Raw genomic sequence first — 18,874 nt, forward strand, 5'->3', positions numbered from 1 at the left:
ATCGGTCCCCGGTTTGGAAGACTGACCCCCATGACCGGCGCCGCCATCGACCTGCGCGGCATCGGTCGCGTGCACGAGGACGCCACCCGCGTGGTCGCGCTGGACGGCATCGACCTCGAGGTGCCGACCGGGCGGTTCGTCAGCATCATCGGGCCGAGCGGCTGCGGGAAGTCGACGCTGCTGCGCATCGTCGCCGGGCTCGAGGAGCCGGACGCCGGCGAGGTCACCGTGTGCGGCACGACGCCGCGGGAGGCCGCGGAGCAGAAGCGGCTCGGGCTCGTGCCGCAGCAGCCGGCGCTGCTGCCGTGGCTGACCGTGCTCGACAACGTCTCGCTGCCGGCGAAGGTCAACCGACGCCACAACCGGGAGCCGCTCCCGGACATGCGCGAGCTGCTGCGCCGCGCCGGCCTGGGCGACGCCGTGCACCAGCGGCCGGCCCAGCTCTCCGGCGGGATGCGGCAGCGGGTCGCCATCGTGCGCGCCTTCGGGCTGCAGCCCGACGTACTGCTGCTGGACGAACCGTTCTCAGCGCTCGACGAGTTCACCCGCGAGGCCCAGCAGCAGCAGCTGCTCGAGCTGTGGGAGGAGCGCGGCGCGACGGTCCTCTTCGTCACCCACTCGATCCTCGAGGCGGTCAGGCTCTCCGACTCCGTCGTCGTGATGGCGCCGCGCCCCGGGCGGATCGTCGACGTCGTCGACATCGACCTGCCCCGGCCGCGGACGCAGGAGCTGATCCGCAGCCCCGAGTTCCACGCCTACGAGCTCGGTCTGCGCGAGCGGCTGCGCGACGCGTTCGAGCAGAACGGGGTCGCCTCGTGAAGCGGGTGCTCCACCCGGCGTACTGGGCGCCGCTCGCCGTCCTCCTCGTGCTGCTCGGCGTGCTCTGGCAGGTCGGGGCGGACCGGATGCCCTACCTGCTGCCACCGCTGCCGGACGTGTGGTCGGCGCTCACGACCGACCCCGGCTACTTCCTGCACAACAGCTGGGTGACGCTGCGCGAAGCCCTGCTCGGGCTGCTGATCGGCTTCGTGGCCGCCTTCGCGCTCGCGATCCTGGTGAGCGAGGTGACCCTCGCGCGGCGGGCGGTCATGCCGATCGCGGTCGTGCTCAACGTGACCCCGCTCGTCGCGATCGCGCCGGCGCTCGTGGTGGCGTTCGGGTTCGGCTCCGCGCCGAAGCTGATCATCACGGGGCTGATCTGCTTCTTCCCGATCCTCATCAACGCCTCGGTCGGGCTGCGGTCGGTCCCGGAGCCGGTGCTGCAGGTGTTCCAGTCGGTGCACGCGTCGCGCTGGGAGGTCCTGCGGCACCTGCGCATCCCCGGCTCGCTGCAGTACGTCTTCGCGGCGCTCCAGATCGTCTTCCCGCTCTCGGTGGTGGGCGCGGTCGTGGCCGAGCTCTCGGCCGCCGGGTCGGCGGCGGGACTCGGCAGCGTGATCCAGGTCGCGTCCTCCATGAACAGACTCGCCACCGTGTGGGCCGCTATCTTCGTGCTGGCCCTGATGGGCTCGCTGCTGCTGCTCCTCGTGACCGTCGTCGAGCGCCGCGCCCTGCGCTGGCACGAGCCCCGCTGAGCCTGCCCGCCGCGCGTCCCCCGCGTTCCCCCCGACGAGGAGAGTCACTTCCGTGAGGATCATCCGCCCGCTCGCCCTGCTCCTGGCCGCCACGCTGCTGGCGGGGACCCTGGCCGGCTGCGGGGGAGACGACGAGTCGGCAGGCACGACCGGCTCGGCGGCGTCGGCCAAGCGCTGCGACCAGAACAAGGCGGCCGGCACCGTCACCTACCTGTCCGGCTACTACTGGCAGGCGTCGGCCTCGATCCTCGAGGTCATCGCCGCCGATCGGCTCGGCTACTTCAAGGACCTCTGCCTCGACGTGCGGCTGCAGCCCGGGTCGGGCGACGTCTCGCAGAACACCAAGCTGCTCGCCAGCGGCCGGGCCCAGGTCGGCGGCCTCTCGCAGCAGGACACCATGACCGCGAACGCCAACGGGCTGCGGATCACCGGCATCTCGTCGTACTCCAACGCCGGTCTCGACATCCTCATGACGATGCCGTCGATCACCGACCTCGCCCAGCTCAAGGGCAAGACGCTCGGCCAGAAGGGCCTGGTGCCGGTCGGCGTCTCCGCGATGCTCGACAAGGCGGGGCTGAAGCAGGGCGACGTCAAGGAGGTCAAGGTCGGCTACGACCCGACGATCCTGCCGCGCGGGCAGGTCGACGCGCTGGTCGGCTTCATCTCCAACGAGCCGCTCCAGCTCGAGGCGGCGGGTAAGCCGGTCAAGGTCTGGGAGCCCAAGGACTTCGGCGTCCCCGGCTCGCTCGGCGCCTACGCCGCGAACCCCGGCTTCCTCAAGGCGCACCCGACCGCCGCCCAGGACTTCCTGCGGGCGGTGTTCAAGGCCTACCAGTACTGCGCCGAGGAGGCCCACGTCGACGAGTGCATCGGCTTCCAGCACGACAAGGCGGGCGCCGAGTCCGACCCCAAGCACGAGACCGCGGTGTGGAAGAAGGAGACCGAGGTCGTCGCCGACAACCCGCTCCCCGGCAAGTTCGGGTCGATCGACACGGGGAACGTCCGCGCGCTGGCGGGCATCATGACGCAGTACGGCGGCGTCCAGGTGTCACCCGACGAGGCCGCGGGATGGTTCGACAACTCCTTCAGCGACGCCGTCGTCGGCGGTGACAACAAGGTCGTCTGGCCGGCTCCGTAGCCCGGGGTGCCTGCTCAGCCGAGCCGCCACGCCTTCGTCGTCGGGGCGGGCCGCTCGGCGTCCGACCGGACGATGCAGAACTCGTTGCCCTCCGGGTCGGCGAGCGTGACCCACCCGCCGCCGTCCTCCTCCTCGCGGTGGTCGCCGACCACGGTCGCCCCGAGCGCGATCGCCTGCTCGACCTGCTCGTCGCGGGTCATGTCGGTCGGCGTGAGGTCGAGGTGGACCCGGTTCTTGGCCGTCTTGCCCTCGGGCACGGGGATGAAGAGCATCGTCGTCTTCCCGAGCGTGGGGTAGTGGGGCGCGACGAGGACGACCGGGTCGTCGTCGTAGAAGACCTGCCAACCGAGCAGGTTGGCCCAGAACGTCGCCAGCGCTCGCGCGTCGCCGGCGTCGAACGTGATGTCGGTGATCGAGACGGTCATGCGCACACCCTCCCGTGGGTGTGCGCACGACCGCCAGCGGTTTGGGTCAGTAGTGCAGTCCGTGGCCCAGCGGGTACAGCTCGCCGCTGCCGTCCGCCCGCGGGATCGAGACCGGCAGCCTGCCCGCCGGGTTCACCTCTCCGAACAGCACCCGCACCAGCGACTCGAGCTGGTCGGCGGTGTAGCCGAAGGTGTCGAGCACGGTCGGCGCCTCCGGGAACGACGCGACGTCGTAGGGGTTGCGCATCGCCGAGACCACGACCGGCTTGCCGGTCGCGAGCAGCGCCCTCACCAGCCGCGTCTGCGCCGCCGCCGAGGCCAGGGGCTGGCCGGTGGTCGCGGAGACCGCGTAGGCGTTGTTGGTCGACACCACGACGAGGTCGGCGTTCTGGGCGGCCGCGACGGCGTTGGCGATCGCCGACTCCGACGGCGTGGTGCCCGACTCCAGCACCTGCGTCGTCGCACCCCGGGCGGCGATCGCCTTCGCGATCCCCTGGGTCGTGCCGACGCCCCAGCCCGCGACGAGCACCTTGCGGGGACCGGCCGCGAGCGGCAGCAGGCCGCTGTCGTTCTTGACCAGCGTCGTGGTGCGGTCGGTCACCGCCTGCGCGGCGGCCAGGTGCGCGGGCGCGCCCATCACGGTCGCCGCGGTCGCCGGGTCGACCATCGGGTCGGCGAAGATGCCGTGCTGGTACTTGTGCAGCAGGATGCGGTAGACCGAGTCGTCGAGCCGCTGCTGGCTGATGGTGCCGTCCTCGACCGCAGCGAGCACGGCGGCGTACGCCGTGTCCATCTGCGGCGGGATGAGGAGCTGGTCGGCGCCGGCGAGCAGGGCCTGCACCGGCGCGACGTTCGGCGGGTACGTCGCCGTGGCGCCGCCCATGTCGAGGGCGTCGGTCACCACGAGGCCCTTGAACCCGAGCTGGTCGCGGAGGACACCGGTGAGGATCGCGTGGCTCATCGTCGCCGGCGCACCGGACGGGTCGACGGCCGGGAAGACGACGTGGGCGGTCATGATCGTGTCGACACCGGCGGCGATCGCCGCCTTGAAGGGCGGCAGGTCGGTCGCGTTGAACGTGGCCAGGTCGTGCGTGACGATCGGCAGGCCGAAGTGGCTGTCCACGCCGGTGTCGCCGTGACCGGGGAAGTGCTTCGAGACGGCCGACTCGCCGGCGTCGTGGAAGCCCTTGATCTCGCCGGTGACGATGCGCGAGACCAGCGCCGGGTCGCCGCCGGGGGAGCGGATGCCGATGACCGGGTTGTTGGGGTTGATGTTGACGTCGGAGTCGACGCCGTAGTCCTGGGTGACGCCGACCGCCTTGAGCTCGGTGCCGATCACGTCCCCGGAGGTGCGGGCGTCCTGCGCCGAGCCGCCGGCGCCGAGCGCCATCGCGCCGGGCATCTGCGTCGCGGGCGGGCCGAATCGAGCGACGAGCGCGCCGCCCTCCTGGTCGACCGAGATCTGCAGCGGGATGCGGGTCGGCTGCGCCAGCGCCGCTGCCTGGAGCCCGTTGGACAGGGTGGCGACCTGAGCCGGGTCGCCGATGTTGTCGTCGCTGGGGCAGCCGCTGCAGGCGGAGCGCGTCGTGTAGTAGATGACGCCGCCGGGCTGGTACTTCGCGATCGCCTGGGCGGGGGTGTCGACGCCGTAGAGCCGCTGGTTGACGATCTTGGCGTTGGCGCTCACGTCGTTGGCGTCGCGGCCGGCGACCTCGATGACGAACAGCTGGCCCACCTTCTGCTGCACGGTCATGTGCCGCAGCTGCGAGATGATCCGGCCGCGGTAGGGCGCGTCGCCGGAGTGTCCCGGGTCGTCAGCCGTCGCGGGCGGTCCGAGTGACGTGCCCAGCGCAGTGCCCAGCGCGAGCGTGAGGCCGAGGACCATCAGCCGGAGCGGGGTCCGGGTGCGGCGGGTGGATGCTGACCGAGCGAACATGGGCGCCTCCGAGATGGGCTGTCCCCCGAGTGAGGACGAACCGAATGTAGGCCCGGCGGTGTGGGTTGGGAAGGCTCGTCAGGCGAGGAACCCCTCCACCATGCGGGGGGTCGCCGCGGCCGCGACGGCCACCGCCTCGCCGAGGGGCACGTCCGGCACCACGACCTGCTCCTTGCCGGCGGCGGTCGTCGCGACGAGCTGCGCCAGCCCGCGGCGGCGGTCCCAGAACGACTGGTGGACGCGCCAGCCGACGATGCCGTCGCTCTCGAGCGCCGTGCGGCTCGCGGTGAACGTCCCCGTGCAGCTGACCAGGTAACGCTCGGTCAGCGTGTGCCCCAGTCGCCGGTAGTGCAGCTCGGCGGTCGCGACCGCCACCGGCACGGCGACGACCAGCACGACCAGCGGGAGCCAGACCGCCAGGCCCAGGCCACCGGCGCGGGCCAGCCAGACCGCCAGCGCCGTCCCGGCCGTCGTGAGGAGGGCGTCGCGGAGGTTCCGGACGTAGCACCGTCGCCGGGCCACTGCGCCGTGGGCGGTGACCGGTGCGCGGAGCGCCGCACGCTCGCCGAGGACGTCGGTCGCGACGTCGTCGACGAGCTCGCGGGGTGCCGACGGCAGCAGGTGCGTCTCGTTGTCCTCGAGGCCGGTCGTCAGCAGGTGCAGCTCGGCTCCGCCGGCGAGCCCGACCAGCGCCCGCCGCCGTACGACGGCACCGCGGATCTTCGCCTCCTCGACCGTGGTCGCGCGCTGGGTGAGAGCACCGTGCACGCGGCGGAGGGTCGGCCCGTCCTTGCCCTGCTCGCGGGTGATGCTCAGGCCGTACCACCGCACGGCGTAGCCGAGGCAGGCGCACGGGACCCAGAGCAGGAGGCCGGCGAGCAGCACGCCGCCGGCCAGCAGCGGGACGTCGGAGTCGCGCAGCCAGTGCCAGGCGCGCTCGACCCGCTGCTCGTCGATGACCTGGTCGAACTGGCTGAGCACGGCACCGAAGGCGGCGAGCGCGATCACGAGGTTGCCGACGTTGAGCGGCGCGAACCGCACCCACGACCAGTCCAGCCGGGCGATCTCGTGGACGGGCGCCGGGGCGGCCGGCTCGTCGGTGGGCCGGGAGCCGTGCAGCAGCGCGACGCGCAGCCGCTCGGCCTCGTCGACGCCGAGCGAGTCGAGCTCGAGGCGGCTCTCGTCGACGCCGGTGCCGACGGCCACCTTCGTGACGCGCAGGACGCGGTGGACGACGTCGGCCTCGAGGTCGACGCTGCGCACGCGGTCGAGCCGTGCGGTGACCGTGGTCCGGTTGAGCACGCCGCGCCTGATCTCCAGGTGGGTCGGGGTCACGCGGTAGGTCGTCGTCCACCAGGGCAGCGCGCCGGCGCCGACGACGACGGCGATGCCGATCAGCAACGCGAAGTTCAGCCCGATCGCGGAGCCGAGGCCGACCATCGCTGCGATGGCCGGGACGATCGCCTTCGCGACGGTGGCCACCGGCTGCGTCGCGAGCGTCCGCGGGTCGAGCCGCTGCCAGTCCGTCACGTCGCGTCCTCGGGCGTCGCGGCGGTGATCGCGACCAGGCGGGCGACGACCTCCTGCGCGACCGCGTCGTCGAGGCAGGCGATCGCCACGGTGCCGGCGCTGGAGGCGGTCTGCACGGTCACCGTGCGCAGCCCGAACACGCGCATCAGCGGCCCCTGGGCCGAGTCGACCGTCTGCACGCGGGAGAGCGGCACGATCTCGTCGGTCCGGCTCAGCCACCCCGACCGCACGTGCACCGCGATGTCGGTGACCTCCCAGCGGTGCACGTCGAACCTGATCCGCGGCGCCAGCGTCAGCCACGGCACCGGCGCGACCGCGAGCACGGCGACGCCCACCCAGAGGAGCACGCTCCACCAGCCGCCGGGGACGAGGAGCACCGTCACGAGCAGCGCGACGGCGGTCAGCCACATCACGACCGCGGCGACGGCCGCGTGGACGCGCCAGTACGCCGGAGCCCGCTGCGACACCCGGTGGGACGGCTCGCGCAGCGACGGGGCGGGGAGGGTCACGCCGCCGAGCCTAGGGTGCGTCGGTGCCCGTCCGGTGAGGATTCCCGCGGCCGTCGTACGCACACCTAGGATCGGGACCCGTGGCACTCACCATCGGCATCGTCGGCCTGCCCAACGCGGGCAAGTCCACCCTCTTCAACGCGCTGACCAAGAACGACGTGCTCGCCGCGAACTACCCGTTCGCGACGATCGAGCCCAACGTCGGTGTCGTGGGGGTGCCCGACCCCCGGCTGGCGAAGCTCGCCGAGATCTTCAGCTCCGAGCGGATCCTCCCGGCGACCGTGGAGTTCGTCGACATCGCGGGCATCGTGCGCGGCGCGTCGCAGGGCGAGGGTCTGGGCAACAAGTTCCTCGCCCACATCCGCGAGTCGGCGGCGATCTGCCAGGTCACCCGCGTGTTCCGCGACGAGGACGTCACCCACGTCGACGGCGAGGTCAACCCCGGCAACGACATCTCCACCATCCAGACCGAGCTGATCCTCGCCGACCTCGAGACGGTCGAGAAGGCGATCCCGCGGCTGGAGAAGGAGGCGCGCGGCAAGAAGGAGCTGCTCGCCAACGTCGAGGCCGCCCAGGCCGCGAAGGAGGCGCTCGAGGCCGGTACGCCGATCATCGCGACGTCCATCGACCGCACCCTGATCCGCGAGCTGTCGCTGCTGACCGCCAAGCCCTACATCTACGTCTTCAACTGCGACGCCGACGAGCTCGGCGACGAGTCGCTGAGGGCCAAGATGCGCGAGCTCGTCGCCCCCGCCGAGGCGATCTTCCTCGACGCCAAGCTCGAGTCCGAGCTGGTCGAGCTCTCCGACGAGGAGGCCGCCGAGTTCCTCGCCGACGCCGGCGTCGCCGAGCCCGGCCTGGAGGTGCTCGCCCGCGTCGGCTTCGACACGCTCGGCCTGCAGACCTACCTGACCGCCGGCCCCAAGGAGTCCCGCGCCTGGACGATCCGGAAGGGCGCGACCGCCCCCGAGGCCGCCGGCGTCATCCACACGGACTTCCAGAAGGGCTTCATCAAGGCCGAGATCGTCTCCTTCGACGACCTGGTCGCCGCCGGCTCCATGGGCAAGGCGCGCGAGGCCGGCAAGGTCCGCATGGAGGGCAAGGACTACGTGATGGCCGACGGTGACGTCGTGGAGTTCCGCTTCAACGTCTGACCATCCGGCTGTCCGGGCGGCGTGTCGGGATCCGTATCCCCGGACCGACCCATCCGACTCGCGGTCGGTTCCGAACCGGCGAATGACCGTCGAGCACGTGGCGGAGGGCCGCGTACTCGTCAACGTCTAGTCGGAGGGACAGCACGATGAACCAGCTCCACCGCGTCACGCACGGGGCCAGGCTCGGCCTGGTCGGCATGATCACGGCGACCCTCGCCGCCACTGCGATGACGATCGCGCCGGCTCAGGCCGCCGATCGCTCGCACCACATGGTCGGGCACCGCAGCCTCGCCGCGGTCCTGGCCGCGGACAAGGGCTTCGACCACAACTGGAACGACTTCGACGTCCTCGACAAGGCCGTCACCACGGTCCTGAAGGCCAAGCCCCACAGCCCCGTCAAGGTGCTGACCCAGGGCCGGACCCGTCTGACCGCCTTCCTCCCGACCGATCGCGCCTTCCGCCGCCTGGTCCGCGACCTGACCGGCCGCGCACCGCGCACCGAGCGCGGAACGTTCCGGGCGGTCACCCGGGCCGCTGACGTCGACACGATCGAGGCGATCCTGCTCTACCACGTGGTTCCGGGCGTGACCCTGACGGCTCGCAAGGTCGCCAGGTCCAACGGGGCCTCCCTGACCACGGCGTCGGGCGGTCAGATCATCGTCCGCATCCACAGGACCACCGTGCGACTGGTCGACCGGGACCCCGACGCCGTCAACCCCCAGGTCGTCGCGGTCGACATCAACAAGGGGAACAAGCAGATCGCGCACGCGATCAACCGGGTGCTCAGGCCGATCGACCTCTGAGCCGCGTCCATACGGCGACCGGGCGGGTGCACGACGAGTCGTCACCCGCCCGGTGCCGCCGAGACCGAGCCGAGACTGTGCCGAGACTGTGCCGAGACTGGGGGGAGCGGGATCGGGCCGAGCGGCTCTACCGTGGTCCTGGAGGTAGGCATGCCAGGACGTGTCGATTCAGCCGTACGCCGGTCCCGCGAGGACCCGAACGCGTTCGCGCGCCAGCTCTTCGCGGGACTGCCTCAGCGCTACGACCTCCTGGAGGAGGCGCTCTCGTTCGGCCAGAACCGGCGCTGGCGGATGGCGCTGGTCGACGCCATCGCCGAGAGCCGTCCGCGGACAGTGCTCGACGTCGCCACCGGGACCGCCGGCGTGGCGCTGGCGCTCGCCGCCCGCACGGGTGCCGAGATCACCGGCGTCGACCTGACCGAGGCGATGCTGCGGCAGGGCCAGACGCGGGTCGACCGGCTCGACGAGCGCCGGGTGCGGCTCGCGGTGGCGCGGGCGGAGCGCCTGCCCTTCGCCGACGACGCGTTCGACGCGGTCTCGTTCACCTACCTGCTGCGCTACGTCGCCGATCCGGCGGCGACCCTGCGTGAGCTCGCCCGCGTCGTACGGCCCGGCGGGACGGTGGCCAGCCTCGAGTTCGCGGTACCGCCACCTCCGGTGTGGCGATCGGCCTGGCGGCTCTACACCCGGCTGGTGCTGCCGGCGGCCGGGTTGGCGACCGGCGGCCGGGAGTGGGCCCGGGTCGGCCGGTTCCTCGGGCCGTCGATCGAGGAGCACTACCGCCGCTACCCGGTCGAGCGGCACGTCACGATGTGGCAGGAGGCGGGGCTCGAGGACGTGCGGGTGCGGACGATGAGCCTCGGGGGCGGGCTGGTCATGCACGGTCGGCGTACCGGTGGCTGAGGCGCCTGCCTTCTACGCCCGCCGCGGCGGCCGACGGGCCGACTGGTGGACCCTGCTGCACCCGCCCTACACCGTCTGGCACCTGAGCTACGTCGTGCTCGGCGCGGCGATGGCGCCGCGGATCGACGGCGTCGCGCTCGTCCTCAGCGTGCTCGCGTTCTTCCTCGCCGTCGGCATCGCCGCGCACGCGTACGACGAGCGCGCCGGCCACCCCCTCGGCACGGCGTTCACCGACCGCGCGCTGATGAGGCTCGCCACGGCCGCGCTGGCCGGCGCGGTGCTGCTCGGCCTCTTCGGCGTCTTCTGGTGGGACGGGACGAACTGGGCGCTGCTCGTCGCCATCCCGGTGGGCGCATGCCTCGTGGTCGGCTACAACGCCGAGCTGTTCCACGGGATGATGCACAGCGACCTGGTCTTCGCGCTCGGGTGGGGCGGCTTCCCCGTCGTGGTCGGCTATGTCGCGCAGTCACCGGGGGCAAGCTGGCGGAGCCTGCTCGCGGTCGCCGCGGCGACCGGCGCCGGGATCGCCACCACCTACGCCCAGCGCTTCCTGAGCACGCCGGCCCGCCAGCTGCGCCGCCGGACCGTCGAGGTCAGCGGCACCATGACGACGACCGAGGGCGACGTCCTCGCCGTCGACCGACCGCTGCTGCTCGTGCCGCTCGAGCGTGCGCTGCGGGCGCTGTCGTGCGGCGTACCGCTCCTGGCCCTCGCGGCCCTGCTGGCCCACCTGTGAGCGCGGCCGCGGCCACCCCGCGCTTGGCGCACGTCCGCGTCAGCGCGTGGGTCGCTGCGGTCGCGCAGGTCGGCTCGCCCCGCCCTGCTCGGCGACCAGCCGGTTGGACCAGACCATGGCGGCGAGGTGGGCCTCGGCGAGACCGTTCCTGCGGCCGCTGAGGTACGGCGTCGAGCTCCAGTCCTCGTAGGCCAGGACGCTGTCGAGGGCCTGCCCGAGCAGCCCGTCGTGCTCGACGACGGCCGCGGCGATCGACAGGTCGAGCGGGAGCCGGCGGACGACGTCGTGGATGTCCTCCTCCATCAGCTCGGCGATCCCCGCGACGAGCCCGACCACGAAGCCGGAGTCGCCGGGTCCGCCCATCCACTCCGTGACGGTGTGGCACATCCGGGCGCGGGTGACGAGTCCGAGGAGCGTCTCGTCGTCGACGCCGGTGACCTCGGTGAGGACCATCAGCGAGACCCACTGCCGGATCCGGTTCACCCCGATCAGCGTGACGGCCTCGTGCAGGGACGACACCCGACGCGTGAGGCCCGTCTGCGCGGAGTTGGTGGCCTGCAGCACGCGCAGGGCCAGCGCCGGGTCGGCCGAGATGAGCGAGACCACGCTCGGCAGGTCGAGGTCAGTGGCGCTGAGGGCGCCGAAGAGCTCCAGACGCCGGGTCTGCGAGAGGCTCAGCGTGCGCATCGACAGGGTCTGCGCCCGGCCCACGGCGTAGCCCTGCAGCAGGTGGAAGCCCAGGTCACGGGCGTAGGCGATGTCCTCGTCCGTCTCGACCCGCTCGGCGACCAGCGTCAGACCGCGACCACGCAGGCGGGCGACCTCGGGACGCAGCACGGACTCCTCCGAAGAGGCCAGGTCCATCTTCACGTACGACGCGACGTCGAGCAGGCGCTCGTGGTCGCTGCCCACCACGAAGTCGTCGAGGGCGATGTCATAGCCGGCCCCGGCCAGCCTGACCACGAACGCGGCCACCTCGTCGTCGACGTCGACGTTCTCGAGCACCTCGAGGACGACCTGCCCGGGCGCGAAGGGGAGCGGCAGCTGGCCGGTGAGGTACTCGCGGGTCACGTTGATGAAGCAACGCCGGTTGCCGACCAGGCTCGTGAGACCGAACTCCGCGAAGGCGTTGTGGATGATCGTGCCGGTGGCGGAGGCGCCGCGGGCCGACGCGACCCGGGCGTCGGCGTCCGACCGGAAGAGGAGCTCGTAGCCGAAGACCCGGTCGCCGTCATAGATCGGCTGGCGCCCGATGTGCACATCGGTCGCCGCGCCGCGGTCGCCGGCTGCTGCAGCTGTCACAACGCGTGCTTCGGCAGCGGAGGGCCGGACCTGAGGAAAAGGTCCATGCTCGATGATGACGACCGACCAGCGGAGTGGATCCGCTCCGACAGGTGAGGGAGACCGATGACGATCGCGAGGAAGCTGCAGATCCGTCCGGCGACGAACGTGGTGGTGCTGGGGCAGCCGTCGGCGGTGGACCTGGAGATCCCCGCCGACTGCCTCGTCGTCAGCGACCCGGCCGACGCCGCCACCGCGGACGCGGTCCTCGCGTTCGTCGTACGCGCCGACGACCTCGACGGCCTGGGTCGCCCGGCCCTCGAGGCGGCCCGGCAGGACCGGCTCGCGTGGATCCTCTATCCCAAGAACCGCCAGCTCGGCACCGACCTCAACCGCGACGTGCTCGCGGCGCTCGCCACCGAGCGCGGCGCACAGCCGGTCCGGCAGGTGGCGATCGACGCGGTCTGGTCGGCGTTGCGGTTCCGGCCGGCGTAGGGGGCGCCGGCCCCCCACGCCCCGGCGCCAGGCGTCTAGCCCCGCTGCGCCACGATCTGCTCGACGAGGATGTCGCCGTGGCCCGCGTGCCGGGCCAGCTCCTGGATCATGTGGGCGTAGATGTAGCGCAGCGTGACCGGCCCGTGGTGCCAGGGGTACTCGTCGGCGAGGTCGGCCGTCGCGGCGATCTGGCGTGAGTGCTCGCAGGCCGCGACGAAGCCCTCCCGCACCGAGGCGACGGTGTCCGACGGGTCCGGCACGAAGCTCTCGTCGACCGTGTCGGGCAGACCGACCTCGACCCTCGGCACTCCTGCGACCCGGGAGTGGAACCACACCTTCTCCACGAACGTCGCGTGCTTGACGAGCGCGAGCGGCGTGGTCAGCGACGGCACGAGGCGTCGCCGTGCCTCCTCGTCGTCGAGCCCGTCGAGCAGCCCCGCGATCTCCTCACGTTGGGCATCGAGCATTCCCTCGAGCAGCTCGCGCTCGCCGGCCAGGTGGATGGTCATGGGGGAAAGGTACCGACGTCCTAGGCTGGCCCCCGTGTCGGACCAGGCTGTCATCATCCACACCGACGGCGGCTGCACGCCGAACCCCGGCCCGGGCGGCTGGGGCGCCGTGCTGCGGTACGGCGACCACGTCCGCGAGCTCTACGGCGGCGACGCCGCGTCGACGACCAACAACCGGATGGAGCTGACCGCTCCCATCGAGGCGCTCGAGCTCCTCAACCGGCCGGCGACCGTGCACGTCTACACCGACAGCACCTACGTCCGGAACGGCATCACGTCCTGGCTGGCCGGCTGGAAGCGCAACGGCTGGAAGACCGCCGCCAAGCAGCCGGTCAAGAACGCCGACCTCTGGGTGCGGCTCGAGGAGGCCTGCGCCCGGCACGAGGTGCAGTGGTTCTGGGTGAAGGGCCACGCGGGCGTCGCCGACAACGAGCTCGCCGACCAGCTCGCGACCCGCGGCATGCGCGAGGCGATGGGCCTCGCGCTGCCGGGCGCCGTGGACGCATGATGGCTGGGTGACGCTCTACGAGCGAGCCGGAGGCTTCGACGCGATCCTGGCGTTGTGCCGACACTGGCACGCGCTGTGCTCCGCCGACCCGCTGGCCGGGCACCCGTTCGAGCACATCACGCTGCCGAACCACGACGAGCGCCTCGCGGCGTACCTCTCGGAGGCCCTCGGTGGGCCGCCGCTCTACACGGCCGGCTACGGCGACGAGACGTTCATGCAGCGGCTGCACGCCGGCAACGGCGACCACCCCGACCTCTACGAGGCGTGCCTGGTGCGGTTCGACCGCGCGCTGAGCGACGTCGGCGTCCCGCAGCCCGCCGCGGAGGAGATCTCGGCCTACTTCCGCGCGGCCACGACGGCCATGCACGCCTACAGCGAGAGCGTCGACCAGGTGCCGGACCGGCTCCCGTTCAACTACGCGTGACGCCCTCGCCGAGGAGCGGCGCCGCGATCTGCCACATCTCGTCCGTGAACACCGCCGGCCGCAGGCTCATCGGGTCCAGGTTGACGACGGTGCGGGTCCCGTCGGCATGCACCACCGCGCCGTCCGTCGACAGGATCCGGAACGCGTAGGTGACGCTGGTGCGGCCTGCCCGCGAGATCCAGAAGTGCACGTCGACGTCGCCGACCGTCGTGATCGGCGCGTGGTAGGTCATGGTGAGCTCCCGGATCACCAGCACCGACGACGTGGCGTCGAGCCGCCAGCCCGCCTCCGCCCAGAAGTCGATCACCGCGTGGTCGAAGAGCAGCGGATAGGCCGCGTGGTGGAGCATCCCGTACCCGTCGAGGTCGTCGAGGTAGACCCGGCGGCGCTGCACCACGCCGTCGAGACCGTCGATCAGAGCCGTCATGGTGTCCTCCAAGAAATACGTCCGATCGGTCGTTAACAACTGAGAGCCTAGTAGGCGACCGATCGGTCGTCTAGTCTGTTTCCATGACGGACGGCAGGCGGGCGCGCGGAGACCTCACCCGCCGTACGGCGGCCCGGCACGCGGCGATGACCGCGACCGTGTCGGGGCTCGACGGCATCACGGTCGGCGGGCTCGCGGCCGACACCGGGCTGAGCAAGAGCGGCATCCTCACCGTCTTCCCGAACCGGGAGGCGATCCAGCTCGCAGCGGTCGCCGAGGCGCGAGAGATCTACATCGAGACGGTCATCCGGCCGGCGTGGGGGGCCGAGCGTGGCCGCGAGCGGCTGCTGGCGCTGTTCGACCGGTGGGTCGCGTACGTCAAGGCCGAGACGTTCCCGGGTGGGTGCTTCCTGGCGAACACCTCGGTGGAGTTCGGCCACCGCGAGGGGCCGGTCGCCGATGCGGTGCGAGCACTCAAGCGGGAGTGGATCGAGCTGCTCGAGCGCGAGCTCGCCAGGGCCGGAGTGCCGGACCCGCAGGAGGCGGCGTTCCGGATCGACGCCTACTTCGACGCGGCGAACACGCACCTGCAGCTGTTCGGCGACGACACCGCGCTCGACCGTGCGCGACGCCTCGCGGAGGACGTCCTCGATCGACGCTAGGTTGTGCGCCATGCCCGTACGCCTGCGACCCATGACCGAGGCGGACCTCCCGCAGCTGACCAACGCCGAGTCGCCGTACGAGAACTTCGGGCCGCGCGGGCCGCGCACCGCTCCACTCGACCCGTCGCTGACCGCCGACGCCGGGGGGCTGACGGTCGTGGACGACGATGGCGGCGCCGTCCTCGGCAGCGTCAGCTGGGTCTGGCAGCGCTGGGGGCCGAACCCGCAGTCGCGCAACCCGATGATCGGCATCTGGCTCGCCGTCGCGGTCCGCGGCCGAGGCGCCGGCACGGAGACGCAGCGGCAGCTGGCCGACCTGTTCTTCCTGCACACCACGGTCAACCGCGTCGAGGCGCACACCGACGCGCAGAACCTCGCCGAGCAGCGCGCGCTCGAGAAGGCGGGCTTTCGCCGGGAGGGCGTGACGCGCGGCGCCCAGTGGCGCGAGGGTGCCTACCACGACAGCCACATCTTCTCGATCCTTCGTTCCGAGTGGGAGGGGCAGCGATGAGCGCCGACATCATCGTCGTCGGGCACGGACTGGCGGGCCTGGTCGCCGCGGCCGAGGCGGCCGACGCCGGCAAGCGGGTGCTCCTGGTCGACCAGGAGCCCGAGCAGAGCCTGGGCGGCCAGGCGTTCTGGAGCCTCGGCGGACTGTTCTTCGTCGACAGCCCGGAGCAGCGCCGGATGGGGATCAAGGACTCTCACGAGCTCGCCCTCCAGGACTGGATGGGCAGCGCTCAGTTCGACCGCGACGAGGACCTCTGGCCGCGCCGCTGGGCCGAGGCGTACGTCGACTTCGCAGCCGGTGAGAAGCGCGCCTGGCTCCGCGAGATGGGCCACCGGGTGTTCCCGATCGTGGGCTGGGCCGAGCGCGGCGACGGCCGGGCCGACGGCCACGGCAACTCGGTCCCGCGCTTCCACCTGACGTGGGGCACCGGCCCCGGCGTCGTCGAGCCGTTCGAGCGCCGGGTGCGCGAGCACGCGGCGACCGGTCGGATCGAGTTCGCGTTCCGGCACCGTGTCGACGAGGTCGTCGTGGAGCAGGGCGTCGCGGTCGGCGTACGCGGCAAGGTGCTCGAGCCGAGCGACATCGCCCGCGGGCAGGCGTCCTCGCGGGTGGAGGTCGGTGACTTCGACCTGCGGGCGCAGGCGGTGATCGTCACCAGCGGCGGCATCGGGGGCAACCACGACCTGGTCCGCAAGGCGTGGCCGGCGCGCCTGGGCGAGCCGCCGCAGAGCATGGTCAGCGGCGTGCCCGCCCACGTCGACGGCCGGATGATCCAGATCACCCGGGACGCCGGTGCGCGGATCATCAACGACGACCGCATGTGGCACTACGTGGAGGGCATCCGCAACTGGGACCCGATCTGGGCCAACCACGGCATCCGGATCCTGCCCGGACCCTCCTCGGTCTGGCTCGACGCGACCGGGCGGCGCCTGCCGGCGCCGCTGTTCCCCGGCTTCGACACCCTCGGCACGCTCAAGCACCTGCGCACGACCGGCTACGACTATTCCTGGTTCGTGCTGACTCAGTCGATCATCGACAAGGAGTTCGCGCTCTCCGGCTCCGAGCAGAACCCCGACATGACCGGCAAGTCGGTGCGCGGCGTCATCGACCGTGCGCGCAAGGGCCCCGGCCCGGTGCACGCGTTCATGGAGCACGGCGAGGACTTCGTCGTCGCCGACACGCTCGCCGAGCTCGTAGCGGGCATGAACCGGCTCGCCGACGTGGAACCGAGCGGGCCGAAGGTCGACGAGGCGGAGCTGCGCACGATCATCGAGCGGCGCGACCGCGAGATCGCCAACTCCTTCACCAAGGATGCCCAGCTCACCGCGGTCTACGCCGCCCGCCACTACCGCGGTGACAAGCTGTCCCGCGTCGCGAAGCCGCACCGGATCCTCGACCCGGAGCACGGACCGCTGATCGCCGTGAAGCTGCACATCCTGTCCCGCAAGACGCTCGGCGGGCTCGAGACCGACCTGTCGGGACGCTGCCTGACGAGCGCCGGCGTACCGCTGCCGGGCCTCTATGCAGCCGGCGAGGTCAGCGGCTTCGGGGGCGGCGGGATGATGGGCTACAACGCGCTGGAGGGCACGTTCCTCGGCGGCTGCCTCTTCTCCGGCCGGGTCGCCGGGCGGGCGGCCGCGGCCGCGGTCTGACCGGTCAGGCGCCCGCGCCGGCCAGGTTGAGGCCGACGACACCGACGACGATGAGGACGAGGCAGAGCGCCTTGACCGGGTTCATCGACTCGCCGAGCCAGAGGTAGCCGATGGTGGCGACGGCGGCGGTGCCCACGCCCGACCACACGGCGTAGGCGATTGAGACGGGCACCGTCTTGACGACGACGGAGAGCAGCCAGATCGAGACGGCGTAGCCGGCCACCACGGCGAGCGACCAGCCGGGGTCGTGGAACCCGCGGGTGCGGGGGAGCGACGCGGTCGCTCCGACCTCGAGCCCGATCGCGCTGAGCAGCAGCAGGACGGCGTACATGTGAACTCCGGAAGAGGGTTGTGTAGCAGTCGCTACATCGCCAAATGTAGCACTCGCTACACCGCAGGGCACAATGAGTTCCGTGTCACGCCGCGACGAGCTGCTCGACCTGGTCACCGACCACGTCCTCGAGCACGGCCTCATCGGCCTCACCCTGCGGCCGGTCGCGGCCGCCATCGGTACGAGCGACCGGATGCTGCTCTACCACTTCGGCAGCCGGGACGATCTCGTCACCGCGGTGGTGACCCGCACCGAGGAGCGCGCCATCGCCGCGGTCGACGCCCTGCCGCCGGCGGACGGCGTACGAGCGGGCGTCAACCGGCTGTGGGAGGCCTACCAACGGGACCCGATGCACGGGTGCCTCGACGTCTACGTGCAGGCAGCGGCGACGGGCCTCATCGGGCAGGAGCCCTACCGCTCCGCCGTCCTCGAGGCCAACGAGCGCTGGGTGCGCGCGCTGCGGGACTATCTGGTGCGCTGCGGCGCGCCCGCGGACCGGGTGGGGCGGATCGTCATGCTCGTCGACTCGAGCCTGTTCGGCTTCCAGCTCGACCTGGCCACCGACCGGCCCGGCGAGCTCGCCCGCGGCGTCGACGACCTGGCGGCCGCGGCGCAGGCGCTCGGGTCCGAGACAATGCGGTCGTGACCGAGCGACTCCAAGCCGTCCCTCCCGCGACCATGCACCTGTGGCTGATGCTGGTGCTCACGTTCACCACCGGCATCAACGACGCCGTGGGCTACCTCGGTCTCGACAAGGTCTTCACCGGCAACATGACCGGAAATGTGGTCGTGCTCGGCATGGCGCTGGCCGGCGGCTCCGGGCTGCCGGTCCTCGGCCCGGCGCTCGCGCTGGTCGGCTTCATGGCCGGCGCGGCGGTCGGCGGCCGCACGCTCCGGTATGCCGGCCCGGCGTGGAGCCCCCGCACGACCGCGCTGTTCGCGAGCGTCGCCGTGGTGATGCTGGCGCTGGCCGCGGTGCTGTTCGCGGCCGGTGACGAGCCGGCCCGGCCGGTCCAGGTCACCGTGACGACCCTCGCCGCGCTGGCGATGGGCGTGCAGGCCGCAGCGGCCCGGCACGTGGCGGTGAAGGACGTGACGACGGTCGTCGTCACCTCGACGATCACGGGGCTCGCCGCGGACTCGCCGTTCGGCAGCGGGAAGGGCGGGGGCACGATCCGCCGGTTCGCGGCGGTCGCGCTGATCCTGGTCGGCGCCGGGATCGGCGTCCTCCTGCTGAAGGTGCACCTCGGCTGGGCGCTGCTGCTCGCGGGAGTCGTCATCGCCGCCGCCACGGCGCTCGGCGCCTGGCACGAGCGCGCCCACCGGGGCGGAGCCGAAGCCCGCGCCGGTGGGCGCGCCGTGTGAC

General features: G+C 72.2%; 23 protein-coding genes. 15 read left to right on the forward strand and 8 right to left on the reverse strand.

Annotated elements, in window-relative coordinates; genetic code table 11:
- The first annotated feature begins 30 nt into the window (after window positions 1-30).
- The 3 genes from QDS12_RS12465 to QDS12_RS12475 are packed head-to-tail and all read left to right on the forward strand — an operon-like array spanning window position 31 to window position 2,712.
- Entirely contained in the window at window positions 31-819 is a 789-nt protein-coding gene (locus tag QDS12_RS12465; protein ID WP_279879351.1) for an ABC transporter ATP-binding protein, read from the forward strand.
- Entirely contained in the window at window positions 816-1,574 is a 759-nt protein-coding gene (locus tag QDS12_RS12470; protein WP_279879353.1) for an ABC transporter permease, read from the forward strand. The genes QDS12_RS12465 and QDS12_RS12470 overlap by 4 nt, the downstream gene beginning before the upstream one ends.
- A gap of 52 nt (window positions 1,575-1,626) precedes the next feature.
- Window positions 1,627-2,712, forward strand: a complete 1,086-nt coding sequence (locus tag QDS12_RS12475) for an ABC transporter substrate-binding protein (RefSeq protein ID WP_279879355.1) — start codon at window positions 1,627-1,629, stop codon at window positions 2,710-2,712.
- 14 nt (window positions 2,713-2,726) lie between these two features.
- On the opposite strand, the gene QDS12_RS12480 is transcribed toward QDS12_RS12475, so the two are convergent.
- The 4 genes from QDS12_RS12480 to QDS12_RS12495 all read right to left on the reverse strand — a co-directional run bounded on the left by QDS12_RS12480 (window position 2,727) and on the right by QDS12_RS12495 (window position 7,112).
- Window positions 2,727-3,137 (reverse strand): VOC family protein, encoded by a 411-nt coding sequence (locus QDS12_RS12480; RefSeq protein ID WP_279879357.1) that lies wholly within the window; start codon window positions 3,135-3,137, stop codon window positions 2,727-2,729.
- 46 nt (window positions 3,138-3,183) lie between these two features.
- Window positions 3,184-5,073 (reverse strand): glycoside hydrolase family 3 protein, encoded by a 1,890-nt coding sequence (locus tag QDS12_RS12485; RefSeq protein WP_279879359.1) that lies wholly within the window; start codon window positions 5,071-5,073, stop codon window positions 3,184-3,186.
- A 78-nt stretch (window positions 5,074-5,151) separates the two neighbouring features.
- Window positions 5,152-6,603: a PH domain-containing protein gene (locus tag QDS12_RS12490; protein ID WP_279879360.1), complete on the reverse strand. Its 1,452-nt coding sequence runs from the start codon at window positions 6,601-6,603 to the stop codon at window positions 5,152-5,154.
- Window positions 6,600-7,112 carry a PH domain-containing protein gene (locus tag QDS12_RS12495; protein WP_279879361.1) on the reverse strand — a complete coding sequence of 171 codons (513 nt, stop codon included), beginning with the start codon at window positions 7,110-7,112 and terminating at the stop codon, window positions 6,600-6,602. The genes QDS12_RS12490 and QDS12_RS12495 overlap by 4 nt, the downstream gene beginning before the upstream one ends.
- 80 nt (window positions 7,113-7,192) lie before the next feature.
- Here QDS12_RS12495 and ychF point away from each other — a divergent pair, with 80 nt between their 5' ends.
- The 4 genes from ychF (at window position 7,193) to QDS12_RS12515 (ending at window position 10,708) form a co-directional block, all read left to right on the forward strand.
- On the forward strand, window positions 7,193-8,266 hold the full coding sequence (gene ychF / locus QDS12_RS12500) for a redox-regulated ATPase YchF (protein ID WP_279879362.1): 1,074 nt from the start codon (window positions 7,193-7,195) through the stop codon (window positions 8,264-8,266).
- A 146-nt stretch (window positions 8,267-8,412) separates the two neighbouring features.
- On the forward strand, window positions 8,413-9,069 hold the full coding sequence (locus QDS12_RS12505; protein ID WP_279879363.1) for a fasciclin domain-containing protein: 657 nt from the start codon (window positions 8,413-8,415) through the stop codon (window positions 9,067-9,069).
- Window positions 9,070-9,219: 150 nt separating this feature from the next.
- Window positions 9,220-9,972 (forward strand): class I SAM-dependent methyltransferase, encoded by a 753-nt coding sequence (locus tag QDS12_RS12510; RefSeq protein WP_279879364.1) that lies wholly within the window; start codon window positions 9,220-9,222, stop codon window positions 9,970-9,972.
- Complete coding sequence (locus tag QDS12_RS12515) at window positions 9,965-10,708, forward strand: hypothetical protein (protein WP_279879365.1); 744 nt, start codon at window positions 9,965-9,967, stop codon at window positions 10,706-10,708. The genes QDS12_RS12510 and QDS12_RS12515 overlap by 8 nt, the downstream gene beginning before the upstream one ends.
- 39 nt (window positions 10,709-10,747) lie before the next feature.
- Here QDS12_RS12515 and QDS12_RS12520 read toward each other — a convergent pair whose 3' ends face one another.
- Window positions 10,748-12,010, reverse strand: a complete 1,263-nt coding sequence (locus QDS12_RS12520; protein ID WP_279879366.1) for an HDOD domain-containing protein — start codon at window positions 12,008-12,010, stop codon at window positions 10,748-10,750.
- A gap of 105 nt (window positions 12,011-12,115) precedes the next feature.
- Between QDS12_RS12520 and QDS12_RS12525 the strand changes: the two genes are divergently transcribed.
- Window positions 12,116-12,484 (forward strand): hypothetical protein, encoded by a 369-nt coding sequence (locus QDS12_RS12525; RefSeq protein WP_279879367.1) that lies wholly within the window; start codon window positions 12,116-12,118, stop codon window positions 12,482-12,484.
- A 35-nt stretch (window positions 12,485-12,519) separates the two neighbouring features.
- Here QDS12_RS12525 and QDS12_RS12530 read toward each other — a convergent pair whose 3' ends face one another.
- Window positions 12,520-12,993 (reverse strand): DinB family protein, encoded by a 474-nt coding sequence (locus QDS12_RS12530; protein ID WP_279879369.1) that lies wholly within the window; start codon window positions 12,991-12,993, stop codon window positions 12,520-12,522.
- A 34-nt stretch (window positions 12,994-13,027) separates the two neighbouring features.
- Between QDS12_RS12530 and rnhA the strand changes: the two genes are divergently transcribed.
- Together rnhA and QDS12_RS12540 are read left to right on the forward strand one after the other, a co-directional pair.
- Complete coding sequence (gene rnhA, locus QDS12_RS12535) at window positions 13,028-13,501, forward strand: ribonuclease HI (protein WP_279879370.1); 474 nt, start codon at window positions 13,028-13,030, stop codon at window positions 13,499-13,501.
- Window positions 13,502-13,508: 7 nt separating this feature from the next.
- A complete protein-coding gene (locus tag QDS12_RS12540) occupies window positions 13,509-13,925 on the forward strand; it encodes an oxidoreductase (RefSeq protein ID WP_279879371.1) in 417 nt (138 codons plus the stop codon).
- Here QDS12_RS12540 and QDS12_RS12545 read toward each other — a convergent pair.
- Window positions 13,912-14,352 (reverse strand): hotdog domain-containing protein, encoded by a 441-nt coding sequence (locus QDS12_RS12545; protein ID WP_279879372.1) that lies wholly within the window; start codon window positions 14,350-14,352, stop codon window positions 13,912-13,914. The genes QDS12_RS12540 and QDS12_RS12545 overlap by 14 nt on opposite strands.
- Window positions 14,353-14,435: 83 nt before the next feature.
- On the opposite strand from QDS12_RS12545, the gene QDS12_RS12550 reads away from it, so the two are divergent.
- Genes QDS12_RS12550 through QDS12_RS12560 form a run of 3 tightly spaced genes read left to right on the forward strand, consistent with a single transcriptional unit; the run spans window position 14,436 to window position 17,177 of the window.
- Window positions 14,436-15,014, forward strand: coding sequence for a TetR/AcrR family transcriptional regulator (locus QDS12_RS12550; protein ID WP_279879373.1), 579 nt, complete (start codon window positions 14,436-14,438; stop codon window positions 15,012-15,014).
- A gap of 10 nt (window positions 15,015-15,024) precedes the next feature.
- The gene (locus tag QDS12_RS12555; protein WP_279879374.1) at window positions 15,025-15,525 is read left to right on the forward strand and encodes a GNAT family protein; all 501 of its coding nucleotides are present in this window, start codon (window positions 15,025-15,027) and stop codon (window positions 15,523-15,525) included.
- Window positions 15,522-17,177, forward strand: a complete 1,656-nt coding sequence (locus QDS12_RS12560) for an FAD-binding dehydrogenase (protein ID WP_279879375.1) — start codon at window positions 15,522-15,524, stop codon at window positions 17,175-17,177. Before QDS12_RS12555 ends, QDS12_RS12560 begins: the two co-directional genes overlap by 4 nt.
- A 4-nt stretch (window positions 17,178-17,181) precedes the next feature.
- Here QDS12_RS12560 and QDS12_RS12565 read toward each other — a convergent pair whose 3' ends face one another.
- Window positions 17,182-17,508 carry a multidrug efflux SMR transporter gene (locus tag QDS12_RS12565; RefSeq protein ID WP_279879376.1) on the reverse strand — a complete coding sequence of 109 codons (327 nt, stop codon included), beginning with the start codon at window positions 17,506-17,508 and terminating at the stop codon, window positions 17,182-17,184.
- 73 nt (window positions 17,509-17,581) lie between these two features.
- On the opposite strand from QDS12_RS12565, the gene QDS12_RS12570 reads away from it, so the two are divergent.
- Entirely contained in the window at window positions 17,582-18,154 is a 573-nt protein-coding gene (locus tag QDS12_RS12570) for a TetR/AcrR family transcriptional regulator (protein ID WP_279879377.1), read from the forward strand.
- Window positions 18,151-18,873 (forward strand): YoaK family protein, encoded by a 723-nt coding sequence (locus tag QDS12_RS12575; protein WP_279879378.1) that lies wholly within the window; start codon window positions 18,151-18,153, stop codon window positions 18,871-18,873. Before QDS12_RS12570 ends, QDS12_RS12575 begins: the two co-directional genes overlap by 4 nt.
- Window position 18,874 lies beyond the last annotated feature (1 nt).

Source organism: Nocardioides sp. CER19 (assembly GCF_029846275.1).
GTDB lineage: Bacteria > Actinomycetota > Actinomycetes > Propionibacteriales > Nocardioidaceae > Nocardioides.